Source organism: Serratia sp. FGI94 (assembly GCF_000330865.1).
In the GTDB taxonomy this organism is placed as follows: domain Bacteria; phylum Pseudomonadota; class Gammaproteobacteria; order Enterobacterales; family Enterobacteriaceae; genus Serratia_B; species Serratia_B rubidaea.
The window spans coordinates 2,252,707-2,273,218 of sequence record NC_020064.1; the positions used below are offsets into that span (position 1 = coordinate 2,252,707).

The 20,512-nt window shown below is 59.9% G+C and carries 16 protein-coding genes; 8 read left to right on the plus strand and 8 right to left on the minus strand.

Features of this window, described 5'->3' with window-relative positions; translation table 11 throughout:
* Positions 1–43: 43 nt before the first annotated feature.
* Positions 44–973 (minus strand): aromatic alcohol reductase, encoded by a 930-nt coding sequence (locus D781_RS10270; protein ID WP_015672251.1) that lies wholly within the window; start codon positions 971–973, stop codon positions 44–46.
* A 134-nt stretch (positions 974–1,107) separates the two neighbouring features.
* Here D781_RS10270 and D781_RS10275 point away from each other — a divergent pair, with 134 nt between their 5' ends.
* Positions 1,108–2,040, plus strand: coding sequence for a LysR family transcriptional regulator (locus tag D781_RS10275; protein ID WP_051032626.1), 933 nt, complete (start codon positions 1,108–1,110; stop codon positions 2,038–2,040).
* Between the two features lie 37 nt (positions 2,041–2,077).
* On the opposite strand, the gene D781_RS22700 is transcribed toward D781_RS10275, so the two are convergent.
* A complete protein-coding gene (locus D781_RS22700) occupies positions 2,078–2,326 on the minus strand; it encodes a hypothetical protein (RefSeq protein ID WP_015672253.1) in 249 nt (82 codons plus the stop codon).
* 258 nt (positions 2,327–2,584) lie between these two features.
* Between D781_RS22700 and zntB the strand changes: the two genes are divergently transcribed.
* On the plus strand, positions 2,585–3,568 hold the full coding sequence (zntB, locus tag D781_RS10285) for a zinc transporter ZntB (protein ID WP_015672254.1): 984 nt from the start codon (positions 2,585–2,587) through the stop codon (positions 3,566–3,568).
* A gap of 258 nt (positions 3,569–3,826) precedes the next feature.
* On the opposite strand, the gene D781_RS10290 is transcribed toward zntB, so the two are convergent.
* The 3 genes from D781_RS10290 to nifJ form a co-directional block, all read right to left on the minus strand.
* A complete protein-coding gene (locus D781_RS10290; protein ID WP_015672255.1) occupies positions 3,827–4,225 on the minus strand; it encodes a VOC family protein in 399 nt (132 codons plus the stop codon).
* 144 nt (positions 4,226–4,369) lie between these two features.
* Positions 4,370–5,308: a tRNA 2-thiocytidine(32) synthetase TtcA gene (gene ttcA / locus D781_RS10295; protein WP_015672256.1), complete on the minus strand. Its 939-nt coding sequence runs from the start codon at positions 5,306–5,308 to the stop codon at positions 4,370–4,372.
* 352 nt (positions 5,309–5,660) lie between these two features.
* Positions 5,661–9,194 carry a pyruvate:ferredoxin (flavodoxin) oxidoreductase gene (nifJ, locus tag D781_RS10300; RefSeq protein WP_015672257.1) on the minus strand — a complete coding sequence of 1,178 codons (3,534 nt, stop codon included), beginning with the start codon at positions 9,192–9,194 and terminating at the stop codon, positions 5,661–5,663.
* Between the two features lie 286 nt (positions 9,195–9,480).
* Here nifJ and D781_RS10305 point away from each other — a divergent pair, with 286 nt between their 5' ends.
* Positions 9,481–9,813 (plus strand): SMR family transporter, encoded by a 333-nt coding sequence (locus tag D781_RS10305; RefSeq protein WP_015672258.1) that lies wholly within the window; start codon positions 9,481–9,483, stop codon positions 9,811–9,813.
* 382 nt (positions 9,814–10,195) lie between these two features.
* Positions 10,196–10,456 (plus strand): DUF333 domain-containing protein, encoded by a 261-nt coding sequence (locus tag D781_RS10310; protein WP_041412087.1) that lies wholly within the window; start codon positions 10,196–10,198, stop codon positions 10,454–10,456.
* A 27-nt stretch (positions 10,457–10,483) separates the two neighbouring features.
* On the opposite strand, the gene hslJ is transcribed toward D781_RS10310, so the two are convergent.
* The gene (gene hslJ / locus D781_RS10315; protein WP_015672260.1) at positions 10,484–10,915 is read right to left on the minus strand and encodes a heat shock protein HslJ; all 432 of its coding nucleotides are present in this window, start codon (positions 10,913–10,915) and stop codon (positions 10,484–10,486) included.
* Between the two features lie 33 nt (positions 10,916–10,948).
* Positions 10,949–11,941, minus strand: a complete 993-nt coding sequence (locus D781_RS10320; RefSeq protein WP_015672261.1) for a 2-hydroxyacid dehydrogenase — start codon at positions 11,939–11,941, stop codon at positions 10,949–10,951.
* A 448-nt stretch (positions 11,942–12,389) separates the two neighbouring features.
* Here D781_RS10320 and D781_RS10325 point away from each other — a divergent pair, with 448 nt between their 5' ends.
* Genes D781_RS10325 through D781_RS10335 form a run of 3 tightly spaced genes read left to right on the plus strand, consistent with a single transcriptional unit; the run spans position 12,390 to position 15,530 of the window.
* The gene (locus D781_RS10325; protein ID WP_041411798.1) at positions 12,390–15,002 is read left to right on the plus strand and encodes a YdbH family protein; all 2,613 of its coding nucleotides are present in this window, start codon (positions 12,390–12,392) and stop codon (positions 15,000–15,002) included.
* Entirely contained in the window at positions 14,999–15,196 is a 198-nt protein-coding gene (locus D781_RS10330; RefSeq protein WP_015672263.1) for a YnbE family lipoprotein, read from the plus strand. The genes D781_RS10325 and D781_RS10330 overlap by 4 nt, the downstream gene beginning before the upstream one ends.
* A gap of 10 nt (positions 15,197–15,206) precedes the next feature.
* Positions 15,207–15,530: a YdbL family protein gene (locus tag D781_RS10335; RefSeq protein ID WP_015672264.1), complete on the plus strand. Its 324-nt coding sequence runs from the start codon at positions 15,207–15,209 to the stop codon at positions 15,528–15,530.
* A 52-nt stretch (positions 15,531–15,582) separates the two neighbouring features.
* Here D781_RS10335 and D781_RS10340 read toward each other — a convergent pair whose 3' ends face one another.
* Positions 15,583–16,188 (minus strand): FMN-dependent NADH-azoreductase, encoded by a 606-nt coding sequence (locus tag D781_RS10340; RefSeq protein ID WP_015672265.1) that lies wholly within the window; start codon positions 16,186–16,188, stop codon positions 15,583–15,585.
* 431 nt (positions 16,189–16,619) lie between these two features.
* On the opposite strand from D781_RS10340, the gene hrpA reads away from it, so the two are divergent.
* Positions 16,620–20,507, plus strand: coding sequence for an ATP-dependent RNA helicase HrpA (hrpA, locus tag D781_RS10345; RefSeq protein ID WP_071823883.1), 3,888 nt, complete (start codon positions 16,620–16,622; stop codon positions 20,505–20,507).
* Positions 20,508–20,512 lie beyond the last annotated feature (5 nt).

A 20,512-nucleotide genomic window follows, 5' to 3' on the forward strand; every position in this document is an offset into this window, starting at 1 on the left:
GCGGCCGATGCGTTGTTACGCGCCGGCCGTTTCTTATTGGGGGCTAAATCGATGCCGTAAGCCAGGAGGCAATATCCTGGGTCCGAATTGCATGTTGCGCATTGTAGGTGTCACGCATTGGCCACCACATGCCGTCACCCCGGGCGAATGCGACGCGATAGCGCAGCATCGGGTCATCCGGGCGTAGACGCAGTTCCTCCAGCAGCGCCGGCAGGGTGAACACGTTTTTGCTAAAACGCCGTTGCGTCACGTGCTCAACCGTTGCCGCCAGTTGCCGGTATGATGTCGTTTCTCCCGCGACAAAGATGACGTCGTTGACGATGCGCGGCTGATGTAAATAGATGGCGCTGGTCAGCCGGCCGATATCGGCCGGCGAGGTGACGGTAACCTGAGTGTCCCATCCTCCCAGCGCGTTGAGGGTGTTGGCCGATAAATTGACGACGTCGAATGCCGGTTCGAAGAGGAAGCTGGTGAATATACCGGTTGAAATAATCACCCATTCCGTGGTGCTCTGCGCCCGTAATAGCGTCCGGACATCATATTGTTCATCCCAGACGGGCTGGCCGCTCCCTTTACCGACCACATCGTAATTAACGCCAAACTGCCAGGGGAAGTATCGCCGCACCCCGGCATGCAGCACCGCGCGCGTGATCTTGAGCTGCGTACCGGTCCCGGCAACGAACCCCATACAGTTAATCACGGTATCAAACGGCTTAAATATCCTGCTTAACCGTTCAGTCGAACAGGCGGCCAGGTCTACGCCGATAAAGGTTGCGCCGGCATCAGCATGTTTTTGATGAGTCGCCGAGCGCAGTTTGCCGTGTGTATCGCGGGAAGCGGGCGAAACAATGACGGTAACCGCCCCGTTGCGCTGTGTGACCGCCGGCAGCAGCGCATCCAGCACCGCATCTCCCAGTTGTCCCGCTCCCAGCACCAATACTCGTTTGTCTGCGTTCACGTCATGTTGTGGCATTTGCTACCTCACTGCTGGTGTTGATGGAGTGTGGGACAAGTTTACGGTGGCGAGCCGCGTTCGATAAGTCAGCGGCTGTAGGTTAGACTGTTCGTTAATATGGGATAATCAGGATGCGTCGTCAGGGGGAGAAGGTGGATAGACTGGAATCAATGCGGGTATATGCGCAGGTCGTTGAGGCACAGAGCTTTGCCAAGGCGGCGGAAGTGCTGGGGATGCCGCGCTCAACGGTATCCCGGGTGATTAAGGAGCTGGAAGCTTACCTGGGGCTGCAGCTGTTGCAGCGAACCACGCGCAAGCTCAGCGTGACGTCTGACGGAGAAGGCTACTACACGCAATGTAAACGGCTGCTGGCTGATATCGCCGCCATGGAGTCTTCATTTCCCGGCAAATCGGGTCAACCCAAAGGGCGCTTTAAAGTCGGTATGCCGCAATCCCTGGCCCGGCACTGCATCATTCCCAAAATACAGACGTTCTTGCAGCACTATCCCGAGCTGGATCTCATGCTTTGCTCAAGCGATCAGGTGGAGGACCTTATACGGGAGGGCTACGACTGCGTGATCCGGGCAGGGAGAATTGAGGACTCCACCACGCTGGTGGCCCGTCCGCTGGCGAATTTTAAATGGATGGTGCTGGCGGCGCAGAAATACCTTGATGCCTATGGCGAGCCGAGGTGTCTGGACGATCTGAACGGCCATCGCGCAGTGGGATACCTTAATCACCGAACCGGGCGCACGACAGAGTGGTTTTTTGCGCATGGCGCCGCCGTGCGGGCGATCCGTATGCCGGAAACGCTGGTGGTAGACGATACGGATGCTTACATACAGGCTGGCGTACAGGGGCTGGGGTTAATTCGCGTGGCCAGCTATCTGGCGGCTCCCTATTTGCGCAGCGGGGCGCTTATTGCGTGCCTGAACGACGACGCCTTTGATTTACCCTTATCCCTGGTGTATCCGCAGAACCGATATCTTTCTCCCGCCGTGCGCGCTTTTTATGACTGGAGTCAGAGTGTGCTGAGTTCAGCGAACGATTGTTGTGCGGCAGAAACAGAAAACCCGCTGAAATAGCGGGTTTGGGTTCTCACCGGCTCGCCAGATGACGGCGTTAGAGAACTTCTCTCAGGGTATCAACGACAACGCGGCCAGCCATGTCGGTCTGAGTCACTCGGTAGGAGGTTGGGTAGGAACGGCGGGTACTCAGGTGGTCATGAACGGAAACCTTGCCGATGGGGTTACCGCCGGCGTCCTTAACGATAAATTCGCTAATCTCTTCCTGACCTTGGTGACGCAGCTGGATATGATTAACCTTCTCCAGCGTATGGCTTTCATCTATTTTCAAATGATCTCTTAACATAACTACACTACCTCCTCGTAGGTAGATGCAAGTATATGCCGATGAAATTTGAGGTAAACCTACTTTTGTTGATTTTTTATTGTTGTTTGGAATTAAAAAGGATGTGTAAATGTTAATGAATAATAAAGAGTAATAATCACGCAGGGAATCGGGGCTTTTCTAGCCGCTTTTGACATCGCTGCTTACCGGCTTCTGCTTTGATTTTAAAAGCATAAAGACTAGACTTTGCGCTAATGAATCAAGATAAGAGGGTAGTGAATGGACGTCATTGACGGCAGCCAACTACACATTGCCGATGCGGTGTACGCCTTTCAGTTGGATGGCAAGGGGGGCGTAACGCCGATCGGCCCGCAGGATAGCATCACCAGTCAGCAGCCTGGCTGGCTGCATCTGGACTATGCCCATCCGGCGAGCCAGCAATGGCTGAGTGAAACGCCGCTGCTGCCGGATTCCGTCCGCGATGCGCTGGCCGGCGACAGCACCCGGCCGCGCGTGGCGCGGCAGGGGGACGGCACGATGATTACGCTGCGCGGGATTAACTTTAACGTTAATTCGCGTCCTGACCAGCTGGTGACGTTCCGCGTGTTTATCACCGATAAGCTGATTGTCTCCACGCGCCACCGTAAAGTGTATTCCATTGATGAAGTGATTGATGAACTGCAGAGCGGCGTGGGGCCGACCGACTGCGGCAGCTGGCTGGTGGAAGTCAGCGACGCGCTGACCGACCATACCAGCGAATTTATCGAGGATCTGCACGATAAGATTATCGATCTGGAAGATGCACTGCTGGATCAGCAGATCCCCGAGCGCGGCCAGCTGGCGCTGATTCGCAAACAGTTGATCGTGCTGCGCCGCTATATGGCGCCACAGCGGGACGTGTTCGCCCGGCTGGCCAGCGATCGCCTGGCCTGGATGAGCGATGACGACCGCCGTCGTATGCAGGACATTGCCGACCGGCTGGGGCGCGGCCTGGACGATCTGGACGGCAGCATCGCGCGGACGGCGATACTCGCCGATGAAATCACCAGCGTGCTGGCGGACGCCATGAACCGGCGTACCTATACGATGTCGCTGCTGGCGATGGTCTTTCTGCCCGCCACCTTCCTGACCGGGCTGTTTGGCGTCAATCTGGGCGGCATTCCCGGCGGCGACAAGCCGTTCGGCTTTGCGCTGTTTTGCCTGCTGCTGGTGGCGCTGGGGGCAGGCGTGACCTGGTGGCTGAAACGCAGCCGCTGGCTGTAGCTATCAGGCGGAGAAACTTCGGCAAAACCTGATTAAAGTTGCGCGAAATCAACATTTGTCGCCGGAGAATGCGGCATTATTCTTCTCGCAGGTGAATGCAACGTCAAGCGATGGGCGTTGCGCTCCATAATTGTCTTACTTTCTTATTTTAGAATTACTGCATAGCAAATTTGATTCACACGATGCCGGTGTTTTATCACCGGCATTTTTTTGTCTTTTTTTCGCCGCCTTCGGCCAGCGGCGCTTCATGCGGCCGGTTCAGGCCGCCGCTTCATCCCAGAAGCTGGCTTCAATTTTATGCCCGTCCAGATCGCGGACGAAGCAGCCGTAATACTGCTCGCCGTAGTGCGGCCTGGAGCCGGGTGCGCCCTCATCCGTCGCGCCGGCCTGCAACGCCTGGCGATAGAACTCATCGACCTGCTGCTTGCTGGTAGCGAAAAAACCGATGTGGATGCCGTTACCGACGCCGGCTGGCCGGCCGTCGATCGGGGTTTGCAGCCAGAATTCCGGGTAGTCGCGGCCATAACCGATGGCGCCATGGTGCTCCAGCACGCGACGGCAGCCCAAGGCTGACAGCACCCGGTCATAAAAATCCGCCGCCTGGTCAAAATGGTTGGTCCCGACGGAGACGTGGGACAGACAGGGGGTAATGTTCATCGGTAAACTCCATATTACTGTATGAAAAAACAGTATAGGGTAAAGCCGGTGACGACAGGCGATTTTTTAGCGCCAAATGTGAGCGGGATCGTAAAGCCAGGCGAGGGGAACGCGCCATCCGTCGAGGACGCATGGCGCGTGAACTTATTTGATTTCCAATACGTTCAGCCGTTCGGGCGCGGCGACGATGTCGTCGGCTTCCGTCGCTTGCCAGCCGGCCGGCTGCAGCGGCAGTTCTTCGCGGTCAAACGCCAGATCGCCGCCGTTCACCACTTCGTCGCCGTGCTGAATGCCTTTGAAGTCAAACAGCTCGGTGTCGCACAGGTGCGAAGGCACCACGTTCTGCATCGCGCTGAACATGGTTTCAATACGGCCGGGGTAGCGTTTGTCCCAGTCGCGCAGCATGTCGCCAATCACCTGGCGCTGCAGGTTGGGCTGCGAACCGCACAGGTTGCAGGGAATGATCGGGAAGGCCTTCGCCTGGGCAAAGCGTTCGATATCTTTCTCGCGGCAGTAGGCCAGCGGACGGATCACCACGTGTTTGCCGTCGTCGCTCATCAGCTTGGGCGGCATGCCCTTCATTTTGCCGCCGTAGAACATATTGAGGAACAGCGTCTGCAGAATATCATCGCGGTGGTGGCCAAGGGCGATTTTGGTGGCGCCCAGTTCGCTGGCGGTGCGGTAGAGAATGCCGCGGCGCAGGCGCGAGCACAGTGAACAGGTGGTTTTGCCTTCCGGAATTTTCTCTTTCACGATGCCGTAGGTGTTTTCTTCGACGATCTGATACTCCACTCCCAACCCATCGAGGTAGGCCGGCAGGATGTGCTCCGGGAAGCCCGGCTGTTTTTGATCCAGGTTGACCGCGATCAGCGAGAAGTTAACCGGCGCGCTCTGCTGCAGGTTGCGCAGAATTTCCAGCATGGTGTAGCTGTCTTTGCCGCCGGACAGACAAACCATGATGCGGTCGCCTTCTTCTATCATATTGAAATCGGCGATGGCCTCGCCCACGTTGCGGCGCAGGCGCTTTTGCAGCTTGTTGAGGTTGTACTGTTCTTTCTGGCTCACTGTTTGTTTTTCTGACATTTAAATCGTGCTCGTTCTCATTGGGTTGCACTAGGGATATGGCGCCGGTAGCGGCCAGTTTACCATTCAACGGACGGATAGGAGAAATCCATCCGCCTCCCGAGTGCTGAAATGCGGTGGCGCCCTGACCGCAGAGCATAAACATGGCTTGCGGTATCGGTGCAGTTTGGCGTGTATGGTACGGATTATGGCGACGAATGCCAGTGGGTTTTACTGCTGCCGGACGTTCATCTGGCATGGCGGCAAGCGGGAGACGTGTCGACACGAGGCGGGATATATCGCGGCGTATGATGGCGAGGTGAGGCGGTGGCACGTTGGCGGGAAAGGCGCGCCTTAGGCGCGCCCGATGAGGTTACTCGCTGGTTGACTTCTCCGCCTTGCCGGCCAGCAGGCTGAGGAAATCGTATTTCTGCTGCAGTTCCTGCGCCGCTTCCTGATACAGCGCGCTGGCGACCTCCGGCTGCAGGCTGTTAAGACGGCGGAAACGCTGTTCTTTCAACAGCGTGGCGGCCAGCTCGCTGTTCGGCGGCCGCGAATCCAGCGCCAGCGCCGCTTTGCCTTCCTGCGTGCGGCGCGGATCGAAGCGGAACAGCGGCCAGAAACCACTGGCGGTCAGCTGTTTCATCTGGTCGTGGCTCAGCGCCAGATCGTAGCCGTGCTCCTCGCAGGGGCTGTAGGCGATAATCAGCGACGGACCGGGATAGGCTTCCGCCTCCTGAATCGCCTTGACCGTCTGGTTCAGCTGCGCGCCTAACGAAATCTGCGCCACGTACACGTGGCCGTACATCATCATGCTGACGCCGAGATCCTTACGCGCCTTACGCTTGCCGTGTTCGCCGAACTTGGTCACCGCACCGAGCGGCGTGGCCTTCGACTGCTGGCCGCCGGTGTTGGAATAGCACTGCGTATCCAGCACCAGCACGTTAACGTTCTCCGTCAGGCTCAGCACGTGGTCCAATCCGCCGAAGCCAATATCGTAAGCCCAGCCGTCGCCGCCGATCAGCCAAATGGATTTATCCAGCAGGTGATCGGCATCGTCGGCCAGCTGACGGGCGTCGTCATCGTCAAACTGCGCCAGCCGGGTGCGCAACTCGGCGATTTGCTGCAGCCGCAGAGCGGGGGCGATATCTTCCAGACGCAGCCCGTTGGCCAGCTCCGCCGGCAGGCGCGGCGCCAGCAGCGTCAGCAGACGCAGGACGCGCCGGCGGTGCTGATCGACCGTTAGGCGGAAGCCCAGCCCGAATTCGGCGTTATCCTCAAACAGCGAGTTGGCCCAGGCGGGGCCGCGGCCGGCCGCATTGGTGGTGTACGGCGTGGTGGGCAGGTTGCCGCCATAGATGGATGAACAGCCGGTGGCGTTGGCGATCAGCAGGCGGTCGCCGTACAGCTGGGTCAGCAGCTTGATATAAGGCGTCTCCCCGCAGCCGGAACAGGCGCCGGAATATTCGAACAGCGGCGTAATCAGCTGCGAGGTACGGATATCGATGCGTTCAAGCTGCGTCGGGTCGATTTCCGGCAGCTGCAGGAAGAAGTCGTAATGGGCTTTTTCTTCCTCCAGATGCTCCAGCCGCGAGGCCATATTGATCGCTTTGATCTCCGGCTGCTGGCGGTCTTTGGCCGGGCACACTTCCACACACAGATTGCAGCCGGTGCAATCTTCCGGCGCCACCTGCAGCACGTATTTCTGTCCGCGCATATCGCGCGCCTTGACGTCCAGCGACTGCAGGCTGGACGGCGCGTGTTCCATCGCCGCCGGCGTCACGACTTTGGCGCGAATGGCCGAGTGCGGGCAGGCGGCGACGCAGTGGTTGCACTGGGTGCAGAGATCTGGCCGCCAGATCGGCACCTCTTCGGCGATATTGCGTTTTTCCCACTGCGTGGTGCCCACCGGCCAGGTGCCGTCCGGCGGGAAGGCGGAAACCGGCAGCGCATCGCCCAGCCCGGCCAGCATCGCCGCCGTGACGGTTTTGACAAAGTCCGGCGCGGCGTCGGCCACCACCGGCGGACGCTGCGGGCTGGCGGGGTTGACCGGCCGTAGCGCGATAGCGGTCAGCGCCTGACGCGTTGCCCCCAGCGCCTGCCAGTTGCGCTCGACAATCTCCTGCCCCTTGCTGCTGTAGCTGCGGGCAATGGCGTCCTGTAGCTGCTGCAGGGCGATATCACCCGGCAAAATCTGCGTCAGATGGAAGAACGCCATCTGCATCACGGTGTTGATACGCGCGCCAAGCTGACACTCACGCGCCAGTTTGGCCGCGTTGATAATATAGAAGCGCGCCTGACGCTGCCGCAGCAGCGCCTGCACCTCCTGCGGCAGCCGATCCCAGACCTCATCGGCGTCGTAAGGCGTATTGAGCAGAAAAATCCCGCCGTCTTTCAGGCGTTCGACCATCTGGTACTTATCGATAAACTGCGACTGGTGGCAGCCGATAAAATCGGCGCGGCTGACCAGATAGGCGGAGTTGATCGGTCGTTCGCTGACGCGCAGGTGCGATACCGTCAGGCCGCCGGCCTTTTTCGAATCGTAGACAAAGTAGCCCTGGGCAAACAGCGGCGTGCTATTGCCGATGATTTTGATGTTGTTCTTGGTGGCGGAGACGGAACCGTCGCTGCCGAGGCCGTAGAACAGCGCCTCCAGCGTGGCGCGGGACGGCAGCGGATTGTCGTGCAGCGGCAGCGACAGCCCGCTGACGTCATCGAAGATGCCGACGGTAAAGCGCGGCCGCGGCCGCTCCAGCGCCAGTTCGGCAAAGACCGCCAGCGCGCAGTCGGGGCCGAACTCTTTGGATGACAGACCGTAACGGCCGCCGATCGTCAGCGGCAGGGTGGCGCGCTCGCCGCGGCTGAAGGCTTCGGCCAGCGCGCTCATCACGTCCAGATACAGCGGTTCGGCCGGCGCGCCGGGTTCCTTGGTGCGATCCAGCACGGCGATTTTCTGCACGCTGGCTGGCAGCATCTCCAGCAGGTGCATGGCCGAGAAGGGACGGAACAGCCGCACTTTCACCATGCCGACCTTTTCACCGCGCGCCAGCAGCGCATCGATGGCTTCCTCACAGGTGCCGATCGCCGATCCCATCAGGATCGCCACCCGTTCCGCGTCGGGATGGCCGTAATACTCAAACGGCTGATACTGCCGGCCGGTCAGCGCGGCGAACTGCGCCATTGCCTCGCTGACGTGGCGATAGGTTTGCGCGTACCACGGGTTGGCCGCCTCGCGGGACTGGAAATAGGTGTCCGGATTGGCGGAGGTGCCGCGCACCACCGGGCGTTCCGGCGACAGCGCCCGCGCGCGGTGGGCGGCGATGGCGGCCTGCGGCATCATCTGCCGCAGGGTATCGTCGCTGAGCGGCACGATTTTGTTGATCTCGTGTGAGGTGCGGAAGCCGTCGAAGAAGTGAATAAACGGGATACGGCTGTTGAGGGTCGCGGTCTGTGAAATCAAGGCGAAGTCCTGCGCCTCCTGCACATTACTGGCGCACAGCATGGCGCAGCCGGTCTGGCGCACCGCCATCACGTCGGAGTGGTCGCCGAAGATCGACAGGGCATGGGTGGCCACCGTACGCGCGGCGACATGCAGTACAAACGGCGTCAGCTCGCCGGCCAGCTTATACAGCGTCGGGATCATTAACAGCAATCCCTGCGAGGAGGTGAACGACGTCGACAGCGCGCCGGTCTGCAGGGCGCCGTGTACGGTGGCGATCGCACCGCCTTCCGATTGCATTTCCACCACCCGCGGCGTATCGCCCCAGATGTTCTGGCGACCGTCGCCGGACCAGGCGTCCGCCTGCTCGGCCATAGTGGAGCTGGGAGTAATGGGGTAAATCGCGATGACTTCGCTGGTGCGGTAAGCCACCGACGCAACGGCATGGTTGCCATCTGTCGTAATCATGGGAAGTACCTTATTTCAGCGCCATGGCGTGGCGCCATGCGGAAAAGAATGCCCTGGAATCGGGAAAAAAACCGGCGAAAAAGACGTTAAATAAAGTCTAGCAGAGGGAAAATCGCATTCTTTATCACGTTTGTGTGCAGAGTGCGGCTTTGGCGGCGCGGGAGTTGTAACCTGATATGTCGCAATAAAGCACGTTATTTGCTGGCGGCCGCGGCGCGGTTTAACCATAATTTAGCGCTTGGCCGTCATAATGACGACGTTGGGAATTAACAGAAGAGTTAGGTAAATGACGGGACTGATGTATTTAACCATGGCGATTATCGCCGAGGTGATCGCCACCACCATGCTGAAGGCGTCGGAAGGGTTCACCCGGCTGTGGCCCTCGCTGGTGGTGGTGCTGGGCTATGGCGTGGCTTTTTGGGGGCTGTCGATGGTGGTGAAAAGCATGCCGCTTGGCATTGTGTACGCGATTTGGTCCGGCATGGGCGTCGTTCTGGTGTCGATCGCCGCGGTGTTTATTTATAACCAGAAGCTCGACTGGCCGGCAATTATCGGCATGGGATTAATCGTCGCCGGCGTATTGGTGATTAATCTGTTGTCCAAAACCAGCGCCCACTAATATATACGATGAATAAAAAAACCCGCATGACGCTAATCATGCGGGGTGAAGAGCTCAGTTAATTAACTGAAAAATAGTGGAATGCTAATCTCTTAGCGCCTCTAGCATACGCGCTGCGCCGTGCTTGCCACGTGGCAGAAAATGCGGCGTGCCGTCGGCCGCCTGAGCCACGGTGCGCCGGGCCGGCGGCGGGGGGTGATACGGCTTGCCGTTTATTATGCTGCAGGTGGTGAAAAAAAAAGCAAAATAATGGTGTCGCCTTATTCTCATTATTAAACGAACAGGCTAAATTAAATAGGTTTGTATTAATTGCAATACCATGCGCCCGCCAAGAGGCGCTGTTATTTCTTATCACATCGGGTTCAGGAGAAAAACAATGGCAATGCAAATGCACAAATGGTCGCTGGCCGGCGCCGTATTGCTGCTGGCCGCCTGCAGCAGCAATAATGATGAGCCGCAGCAGCAGGGCACCAGCGCCAGAATTGATCACTTACCGACCAGCGCGCACTGCGCCAACGTCGGCGGCACCACCACCATCGCCCATACGTTGAACGGCGAAGCGGTCAGAATGTGCCAGATGCCGGACGGCAAGCAGTGCGAGGAGTGGGCGTTAGGTCAGGGGGCCTGCGCCAGCGCCGGCTAAGCGCCGCCCCCGGAGGAGCGTGCGGGCTTATTGCACCCAGTCTTTCAGGGTATAAACCAGCGTGTGTTGGCCATCGCTCAGCGTCAGCTGCTGCGCGGCCAGCGTAACGCGCGCGCCGTTATTCAGCACGCTGCCGATGATCTGATCCCACTGGTTACGCTGCGGGTCAGGGCACATCATGCGCGTCGTGGCCAGGTTCTTGACCGTCAGCACGCCGTTGTCCAACTGGCCGTTGCCGAAGAAGCGGTTGCACATTGAGCCGGAGATATGCATTTTCTCACCGAACTCAATGCTCGGGCCACGCCCCTGCTGCGCATTGGCGGCGACGCCGTCTACGCTCTGCAGCACAAAGTTGTGGTGCAGCAGATCGCTTTCCTGTACCGGCTTGCCGGCAGGCGTACCGCCGGCGCAGCCGGCCAGCAGCGTGCTGGCCAGCGCCAGCGGGATCCATGCTTTCATCGTTTACTCTCCTGAGGTTGTTGTTCCTGGGGGTCAGCCATGCAGCTGGTTGGCGCAGGCTTCGCCGCGCGTCAGCTGGTCGATATTCTGCAGCGTGGTTTCAGAAATGCTGGTCAGCGCCTCTTCCGTCAGGAAGGCCTGGTGGCCGGTAAACAGCACGTTATGGCAGGCCGACAGCCGGCGGAAGATATCATCCTGAATCACGTCGTTGGATTTGTCCTCAAAGAACAGATCGCGTTCGTTTTCGTACACGTCCATGCCGAGCGCGCCGATTTTCTGCTGCTTGAGCGCGTCGATGGCGGCGGCGGAGTCAATCAGGCCGCCGCGGCTGGTATTGATGATCATCACGCCGTCTTTCATCATGGCGAAGGCCTGCGCATCCAGCATATGATGGTTTTCCGGCGTCAGCGGGCAGTGCAGGGTGATGACGTCCGAACGGGCATACAGCGTCGGCAGATCGACGTATTCCGCACCCAGCTCCAGCGCCTGGGCGCTGGGATAGGGATCGTAGGCCAGCAGCGTCATGCCGAAGCCTTTCAGAATACGCATGGTGGCCACGCCGATTTTGCCGGTGCCGATCACCCCGGCGGTGCGGTTATGCATATTAAAGCCGATCAACCCTTCCAGGGAGAAATTGGCATCGCGAGTGCGTTGATAGGCGCGGTGAATACGGCGATTGAGGCTCATCATCAGGCCGACGGCGTGTTCCGCCACCGCTTCTGGTGAATAGGCCGGGACGCGCACTACCTTGATGCCGAGCTGCTCCGCCGCGGCCAGATCGACATTGTTAAAGCCGGCGCAGCGCAGCGCCAGAATTTCCACACCCAGCGCCGCCAGCTCTTCCAGCACTTCGCGGCTGCCGTCGTCATTGACGAAGATACATACCGCTTTACAGCCGATCGCGGTTTTGGCCGTTTTCTTACTGAGCAGAAAATCAAAGAACTCAAGTTCGTAACCAAACTGCTGATTAACCAACTCAAGGTATTTGCGGTCATACTGTTTCGTGCTGTATATCGCCAGTTTCATTGCGGTTTCTCCACCGATAATTCTTACGGCTAGTTTAGTTTTTTTTGCCATTTTTGACAATTAGTTAGCCATCAGGAGACGGGGCGGGAAAGACGCGGCACGGGCAAAAAAATCCCCACGTATGAGGGTGGGGAAATGGCTTCTTCATATATACCATCACGCAGGATACGGTGGGTATATCACTTACTTATTAGAATCATTGCAAGACTATTAATCATCACCAGCAACGACAATAACAAAAGTCTGAAATATGCTGTTCTCCCGGCGGCTGATATGTAAACAAAATCGACACATGTTGAATAAAAATCGGTGAAAATGGCAGAAACAGCCCGTCAGTGTCCTGTCTAACTTCACCCTGGTCTAAAATCGTGCCATCATAATTCCCCTTTCTGGCATAGACTTAATGCAACTGCGGGCGTGCCTTATCTAGGAATGAAGCAATCATTTAATGGCTAAACGATTGAGAATATTCATAGGGATTGTGGCGGGGATGGCGATCCTGCTGGCGGCCCTGTGGCAAACAACGCCGCGCTGGTTGCCGCGCGTGCTCTCGCACTGGCTGCCGGCCGGCAGTCAACTGACGCTGCAGGGGCCGCTGCGCTGGCAAGACGGCGGTTTATCGTTGGCGGGCGCGCAATATAAAGCGCAGCAGTGCCTGCTGGCGGATCTGGGGCCGACGCGTCTGCATTATCGCGCCGGCCGCTGGCAGCTGGACAGCGATAAACTCAGCGTCGATAGCGCCTGCCTGAGCCAGTTGCCCGCCGGTGATGGCGGTGACGCGCCGCTGACGCTGGACGCGCTGCAGCGCCAGCTGCCGGCGATCGACCTGACCATCAAACAACTTTCCATTCTTCCCTGGCAGCACTACGCCGGCAGTCTGCAGCTGCGTAACACCGCTGCGGGCCAGCGGCTGTCTTACCAGGGAAAAAACCTCAACGCCGAAGCGCTGCTGGACGACCGGCAGCAGCTGACGATCTCCTCGCTGAACGTGCTGCCGCCCAACAGCCCGCATCCGCTGCAGCTAAGCGGCGCTATCAGCGTGGCCAGCGATTTCTCTACGCTGCCGCCGCAGGGCAAGCTGCGCGGCGAAGTACAGACCGCCTATCTGCAGCAGCCGTTGCTGATGGATATCAGCTGGCAGCAGGGGCAAGGGGTGGTGACGCTGACGGAAAAAGGCGATCGGCAGCCGCTGGCGACCTTACCCTGGGCGATCACGCCGCAGCAGATCCGCATCGATAAAGGCGAATGGCGCTGGCCGTATATCGATCAGCCGCTAAGCGGCGGCGTCAGCATTGCGCTGCACGACTGGAGCAAGGGGCTGGATGAAACGCAAATCAGCGCCCGGCTGAACGTGCTCACCGCCGGCCACAACGGCAAGGGCAATGCGGTGCTGACGCTGGGGCCGGGCAGCGTCGGCCTGACGCGCAGCAACCTGGATTTTCAGCTCACCGGGCAGGCCAACCTGGCCGATTTTTCACTGACGGCGTCGATTCCCGGCGTGGTCAGCGGTTCCATTCTTAACCCGACGCTGGAGCTGCGGCCCGGCTCGCTGCTGCGCGCCTGGGGCAAGGCCTCGCCGGAAATGAAGCTGGAAGAGGCGCGCCTGCCGCTGGCCGGGGTCAAGGTGACCGCCAACGGCATTACCGGCCGCCTGCAGTCGATTATCCGCGCCAGCGACAGCTACTGGGGACGCTTCAGACTGCATCTCGACGGTCTGGCGCAGGATTTCTGGCCGGATAAAGGCCGCTGGCAGTGGCGCTACTGGGGCAACGGTCAGCTGCCGCCGCTACAGGCGAAGTGGGACGTGGCGGGCAGCGGCGACTGGCGGGACAGCCGCCTGACGCTCGACCGGCTGTCCACCGGCTTTGACCGGCTGAAATACGGCATGGTCACGGTGGATGCGCCGCGTCTGACGCTGAACAAGCCGCTGAGCTGGCAGCGCGATGAGGCGCGTCCGGCGCTGAACGGCGAACTGCAGCTGGTGGCGGACAAGGTCAGCTTCAGCGGCGGCGGCCATCTGCCGTCGTCGACGCTGGCGCTGCGGCTGCAAGGGCGCGATCCGCAGAACTTCCAGTGGCAGGGCAAGCTGCAGGCGCAGGATATCGGCCCGATCGCGCTGCGCGGCCGCTGGGACGGCGAGCGCCTGCGCGGAGAAGGCTGGTGGCCGAAGCAGCGGCTGGCGGTGTTCCAGCCGTTGCTGGCTCCGGATCTGAACATGACGCTGCGCGACGGCGAGTTTTACGCGCAGGCGGCGTTCTCCGCCGCGCGCGAACAGGGCTTCGCCGCCGGCGGCCACTGGGTGGTGAAAAACGGCGGCATGTGGATGAAGGACGGCGAACTGAGCGGTCTGGATTTCGTGATGTCCTACCGGCTGCAGAACCACCTGTGGCTGCTGGGCGCCAAACAGCCGGTGACGCTGCGTATCAAATCGCTCAGCAACCTGTTTGAGATGCAGAATATCACCGCCGACCTGCAGGGCTACTATCCCTACAGCGAGCGGCAGCCGCTGACGTTGAGCAACGTCGGCGTGGATATGCTGAACGGCCATATCGGCCTGTCGGCGCTGCGCCTGCCGCAGCACGACGCCGCGGTGCTGAAGCTGGACCGCGTCGATCTCAGCGCGCTGTTTACCGCGCTGAAGCCGAAACAGTTCGCCATGTCCGGCCGGGTGAACGGCGAGCTGCCGCTGTATCTGAACAACTCGCAGTGGCTGGTGCGTGACGGCTGGATCGCCAACGCCGGCCTGCTGACGCTGCGGCTGGACAAGGATATGGCCGACGCCATCGCCAGCAACAATATGGCGACCGGCGCGGCGATCGACTGGCTGCGCTATATGGAAATACACCGTTCACAGGCCAGGGTCGATCTCGACAACCTGGGTGTACTGACGTTAACGGCCAAAATCGACGGGGTTAACCCGCAGAAAAGCGCCAAACGAGAGGTTATTTTGAACTATAGCCATCAGGAAAACGTGTTTCAGCTGTGGCGCAGCCTGCGCTTTGGCGACAACCTGCAGGAGTGGCTGGAACAGGCCCTCGCACAACCAGGGGAACAACCATGAAGATCATTACCGGGCCGGCCCTGGCGGTCGCCGTCGGCGGCGTGCTGCTCAGCGGCTGCGTGCCGCGTATTGAGGTGGCGACGCCGAAAGAGCCGATCACCATCAATATGAACGTCAAGATTGAGCACGAAATCCATATCAAAGTGGATAAGGATGTCGAAAATATGCTGAAAAACCGCAGCGATTTGTTTTAGGAGCCGGTAAATGAAAAAGCGATATTTGTGGCTGGTCGGCGCCGGCTGGCTGCTCAGCAGCAGCGTGATGGCGCTGACACTGGACGAGGCGAAACAGCAGGGGCGCGTCGGCGAAACGCTGAGCGGCTATGTGGCACCGCTGAAGCAGGATGACGAGACGCTGGCGCTGGTGAAACGCATTAATGACGGCCGGACGGAACAGTACCAGAAAATTGCCGAAGGTAACCACATTACGCTGGACGAAGTGGCGCGTATGACCGGGCAGAAGCTGGTGACGCGGGCGGCGCAGGGGGAATACGTGCGCGGCATTAACGGCCAGTGGCTGAAGAAATAGCGGGCGGAGAAGAGAAACGTTTGAGGGCGCACGCGGCGCCCTCGGGGCAGAATCAGGCGGTGAGCACCTGAGCCAGTACGGCTTTGGCTTCTTCCTGCGCTTTGCCGGCGACGTCCGGGCCAAAGGCCACGCCTTCGACGAACACGAACTCCACGTCGGTGATGCCGATAAAGCCCAGGAACAGACGCAGGTAAGGTTCAACCAGATCGGTCGCCGTACCTTTGTGAACGCCGCCGCGGCTGGTCAGAATAATTGCGCGTTTGCCTTTCACCAGACCTTCCGGGCCTTTCTCGGTGTAACGGAAGGTTACGCCGGCGCGGGCAATCAGGTCGAAGTAGTTTTTCAGCTGGGTTGAAATGTTAAAGTTGTACATCGGCGCGGCAATCACGATGGTGTCGTTAGCCTGCAGCTCGGCGATCAGCTCATCAGACAGCGCCAGCGCTTCTTGTTGACGCGGGCTCAGCGGCGCGTCGGAAGGGCGCAGGGCGCCAACCAGTTCACCATCCAGCACCGGCACCGGGTTTGCCGCCAGGTCACGGACGGTGATGGTATCGCCGCCGTGGTTTTTGCTCCACTGCTCGACGAAGAAGTCGCTCAGTTGGTTAGACTGTGAGTAGTTTGCCAGGATGCTCGATTTCAGAACCAGTAATTTGCTCATCGTTAATTCCTTACGTAATCGTAATACCCGCCGTGTTGGAACCGTTGGGTGAGGATGGGGAGCCGCAGGACTCGGCACCCCTCGCATGGATTACACTTTATTTGGCTTTCGTCGGCAGGGATAGCGGAATATTTCGAGATCTTTGTTCGATTTTATTGAAAGACAATTCCGTGGCTAAACAGGGGGGTTATGGAGAAAAAACGCCTTGTGCTACTCTATCGGACATATACCCTAAATAATTCAAGTTGCAGGCAGGCGGCAAGGGATGGACTTCCGATGAGTTGACGCTGGTCAATGATTCAGGTGACTGAGCGCGGCCAACGCATCTGCGGCTTGAAGTATGACGGGGATAACAGCGTTATCGGCTGAACTCAATTGACATGGCGCTGCCGACCAGCCGTTGCGGCAGCGCGGAAAAAGGAATACCAAACGTGAAATCTCCGCTCGCGGCATTATCTTCCCAACTGGGCGAGCTGATGCTCCGTGATCAACAGCGCCTGCAGCGCCGGCTGCACGGCGCGCGCAAAATCAAAAATTCCGATGCTCAGCAGGCGGTCGCCGATGAAATTGCCGGCGACATCGCCGTCGCGTTGCAGAAAGTGCAGTCGCGCGCCGCCTCCTGCCCGGCCATCAGCTATCCGCAGGGGCTGCCGGTCAGCCAGAAGAAACAGACGATTCTGGAAGCGATTCGCGACCATCAGGTGGTGATCGTCGCCGGTGAAACCGGCTCGGGGAAAACCACCCAGCTGCCGAAGATCTGCCTGGAGCTGGGGCGCGGGGTGAAAGGGCTGATCGGCCATACCCAGCCGCGTCGTCTGGCGGCGCGCACCGTCGCCAACCGCATCGCCGACGAGCTGGAGACGCCATTGGGCGGCAGCGTCGGCTATAAGGTGCGTTTTAACGATCAGGTCGGCGAACAGTCGCTGGTCAAACTGATGACCGACGGTATCCTGTTGGCGGAGATCCAGCAGGACCGTCTGCTGATGCAGTACGACACGCTGATTATCGATGAGGCGCACGAGCGCAGCCTGAACATCGACTTTATTCTCGGCTATCTGCGCGAGCTGCTGCCGAAGCGTCCGGATCTGAAGGTGATCATCACCTCCGCCACCATCGACCCGCAGCGCTTCTCGCGCCACTTCAATAATGCGCCGGTGATTGAGGTTTCCGGCCGCACCTACCCGGTGGAGGTGCGTTACCGGCCGGTGGCGGATGATGCCGACGACGGCGACCGCGACCAGCTGCAGGCCATCTTTGACGCGGTGGACGAACTGGGGCGCGAAGGGCCGGGGGATATCCTGATCTTTATGAGCGGCGAGCGCGAAATCCGCGACACCGCCGATGCGCTGAACAAGCTGAATCTGCCGCATACCGAGGTGCTGCCGCTGTATGCGCGGCTGTCGAACAGCGAGCAGAACCGGGTGTTTCAGTCGCACCACGGCCGGCGCATCGTGCTGGCCACCAACGTGGCGGAGACCTCGCTGACGGTGCCGGGGATTAAATACGTTATCGATCCCGGCACCGCGCGCATCAGCCGCTACAGCTTCCGCACCAAGGTGCAGCGGCTGCCGATCGAACCGGTGTCCCAGGCGTCGGCCAACCAGCGTAAAGGGCGCTGCGGCCGCGTCTCGGAAGGTATCTGCATCCGCCTGTATTCGGAGCAGGATTTCCTGTCGCGGCCGGAGTTTACCGACCCGGAGATTCTGCGCACCAACCTGGCGTCGGTCATTTTGCAGATGACCTCGCTGGGGCTGGGCGATATCGCCGCGTTCCCGTTTGTGGAGGCGCCGGACAAGCGCAACGTGCAGGACGGCGTCCGGCTGCTGGAAGAGCTGGGGGCGATTAACAGCGCGGCGAACGGCCACTACCAGCTGACCGCGCGCGGCCGCCAGCTGGCGCAGCTGCCGATCGACCCGCGTCTGGCGCGGATGGTGCTGGAGGCCAGCAACAGCGGCAGCGTGCGCGAGGTGATGATCATCACCGCGGCGCTGTCGATCCAGGATCCGCGCGAGCGGCCGCTGGATAAACAGCAGGCGTCCGACGAGAAGCACCGCCGCTTCGCCGACAAGGATTCCGACTTCCTGACCTTCGTCAACCTGTGGGATTACCTGAAAGAGCAGCAGAAAGCGCTCTCTTCCAGCCAGTTCCGCCGCCTGTGCCGCACCGATTTCCTCAACTATCTGCGGGTGCGTGAGTGGCAGGATATCTATACCCAGCTGCGGCAGGTGGTGAAGGAGCTTGGGCTGCCGGTCAACAGCGAGCCGTCGGATGCGCGCAGCGTGCATACGGCGCTGCTGACCGGGTTGCTGTCGCATATCGGCCAGAAAGACGCCGATAAACAGGAGTTTAGCGGCGCACGCAACGCGCGCTTCTCTATCTTCCCCGGTTCCGGTCTGTTTAAAAAGCCGCCGAAGTGGGTGATGGTGGCGGAGCTGGTGGAAACCAGCAAACTGTGGGGACGCATTGCGGCGCGTATCGAACCGGAGTGGATTGAGCCGCTGGCGCAGCACCTGGTGAAGCAGCACTACAGCGAGCCGCACTGGTCGAAATCGCAGGGCGCGGTGATGGCCAGTGAGAAGGTGACGCTGTTCGGCCTGCCGATTGTGGCGGCGCGCCAGGTCAACTACAGCAGCATCGACCCGCTGCTGTGCCGGGAGCTGTTTATCCGCCATGCGCTGGTGGAGGGCGACTGGCAGACGCGCCATGCGTTCTTCAGCGCCAACCTGAAGCTGCGGGCCGAGGTGGAAGAGCTGGAGCACAAATCGCGCCGGCGCGACATTCTGGTGGATGACGAAACGCTGTTCAGCTTCTATGACCAGCGTATTCCGGCCGACGTGGTGTCGGCGCGCCACTTTGATAAATGGTGGAAACAGGCGGCGAAACAGCAGCCGGAGCTGCTCAACTTTGAAAAAGCGATGCTGATCAAAGATGGGGCGAATAAAATCAGCGCGCTGGATTACCCGAATTTCTGGCATCAGGGCAACCTGAAGCTGCGGCTGAGCTATCAGTTTGAGCCGGGCACCGACGCCGACGGCGTGACGGTGCATATTCCGCTGCCGCTGCTGAATCAGGTGGAAGTGGCCGGCTTTGAGTGGCAGATCCCGGGGATCCGCCGTGAACTGGTGATTGCCCTGATCAAATCGCTGCCGAAGCCGGTGCGGCGCAATTTCGTACCGGCGCCGAACTATGCCGAAGCCTTTCTGGGGCGGGTGACGCCGCTGGAGATGCCGCTGCTGGATGCGCTGGAGCGCGAGCTGCGCCGCATGACCGGCGTGACGGTGTCACGTGATGACTGGCAGTGGGAACAGGTGCCCGATCATCTGAAAATGACCTTCCGCGTGCTGGGCGACAAGCACAAGACCCTGCGCGAGGGGAAAGATCTGGCGGCGCTGAAGCTGCAGCTGAAAGAGCAAGTGCAGGAAACGCTGTCGGCGGTGGCCGACGACGGGCTGGAGCAGAGCGATCTGCATATCTGGAGCTTTGGCGAGCTGCCGGCGTTTTACGAGCAGAAGCGCGGCGGCTACTCGGTGAAGGCCTATCCGGCGCTGGTCGATGAAAAAGACAGCGTGGCGATCCGCCTGTTTGACAGCGAGCAGGAGCAGCAACGGGCGATGTGGCAGGGCACGCGCCGCCTGCTGCTGCTGAATATTCCTTCGCCCATCAAGTATCTGCATGAAAAACTGCCGAACAAGGCCAAGCTGGGGCTGTACTTCAACCCGTACGGCAAGGTGTTGGATCTGATCGACGACTGCATCTCCTGCGGCATCGACAAGCTGATTGCCGAATACGGCGGCCCGGTGTGGCAGGAGCAGGCGTTCGCCAGCCTGCAGGAGCGCATCCGCGCCGAGCTGAACGACACGGTGGTGGAAGTGGCGCAGCAGGTCGAGCAGATCCTGACCGCGGTGTTTAACATCAACAAACGCCTGAAGGGACGGGTGGATATGTCGCTGGCGTTGGCGCTGTCGGATATTAAAGCGCAGCTGGCCGGGCTGGTGTACCGCGGTTTTGTCACCAATAATGGCTGGAAGCGCCTGCCGGATACGCTGCGTTATCTGCAGGCGATCGAGCGCCGTCTGGAGAAACTGGCGATCGATCCGCACCGCGACCGCGCCCAGATGCTGCGGGTGGAGCAGATTCAGCAGGCGTGGCAGCAGTGGCTGCACAAACTGCCGCCGAAGCGCCGGGAAGAACCGGAGGTGAAAGAGGTGCGCTGGATGATTGAGGAGCTGCGCGTCAGCCTGTTCGCCCAGCAGCTGGGCACCCCGTATCCGGTGTCTGACAAACGCATCCTGCAGACCATCGAGCAGCTGTCGGCTTAACGTCC

Bases quoted from the DNA above. Each gene is read 5' to 3' on its own strand.
- hslJ (WP_015672260.1), bottom strand. From the start codon at position 10,915: ATGAAAGCATGGATCCCGCTGGCGCTGGCCAGCACGCTGCTGGCCGGC.
- D781_RS10290 (WP_015672255.1), bottom strand. From the start codon at position 4,225: ATGAACATTACCCCCTGTCTGTCCCACGTCTCCGTCGGGACCAACCAT.
- D781_RS10340 (WP_015672265.1), bottom strand. From the start codon at position 16,188: ATGAGCAAATTACTGGTTCTGAAATCGAGCATCCTGGCAAACTACTCA.
- zntB (WP_015672254.1), top strand. From the start codon at position 2,585: ATGGACGTCATTGACGGCAGCCAACTACACATTGCCGATGCGGTGTAC.
- D781_RS22700 (WP_015672253.1), bottom strand. From the start codon at position 2,326: ATGTTAAGAGATCATTTGAAAATAGATGAAAGCCATACGCTGGAGAAG.
- D781_RS10335 (WP_015672264.1), top strand. From the start codon at position 15,207: ATGAAAAAGCGATATTTGTGGCTGGTCGGCGCCGGCTGGCTGCTCAGC.
- D781_RS10305 (WP_015672258.1), top strand. From the start codon at position 9,481: ATGACGGGACTGATGTATTTAACCATGGCGATTATCGCCGAGGTGATC.
- nifJ (WP_015672257.1), bottom strand. From the start codon at position 9,194: ATGATTACGACAGATGGCAACCATGCCGTTGCGTCGGTGGCTTACCGC.
- D781_RS10270 (WP_015672251.1), bottom strand. From the start codon at position 973: ATGCCACAACATGACGTGAACGCAGACAAACGAGTATTGGTGCTGGGA.
- ttcA (WP_015672256.1), bottom strand. From the start codon at position 5,308: ATGTCAGAAAAACAAACAGTGAGCCAGAAAGAACAGTACAACCTCAAC.
- D781_RS10330 (WP_015672263.1), top strand. From the start codon at position 14,999: ATGAAGATCATTACCGGGCCGGCCCTGGCGGTCGCCGTCGGCGGCGTG.
- D781_RS10320 (WP_015672261.1), bottom strand. From the start codon at position 11,941: ATGAAACTGGCGATATACAGCACGAAACAGTATGACCGCAAATACCTT.
- D781_RS10325 (WP_041411798.1), top strand. From the start codon at position 12,390: ATGGCTAAACGATTGAGAATATTCATAGGGATTGTGGCGGGGATGGCG.
- D781_RS10310 (WP_041412087.1), top strand. From the start codon at position 10,196: ATGCAAATGCACAAATGGTCGCTGGCCGGCGCCGTATTGCTGCTGGCC.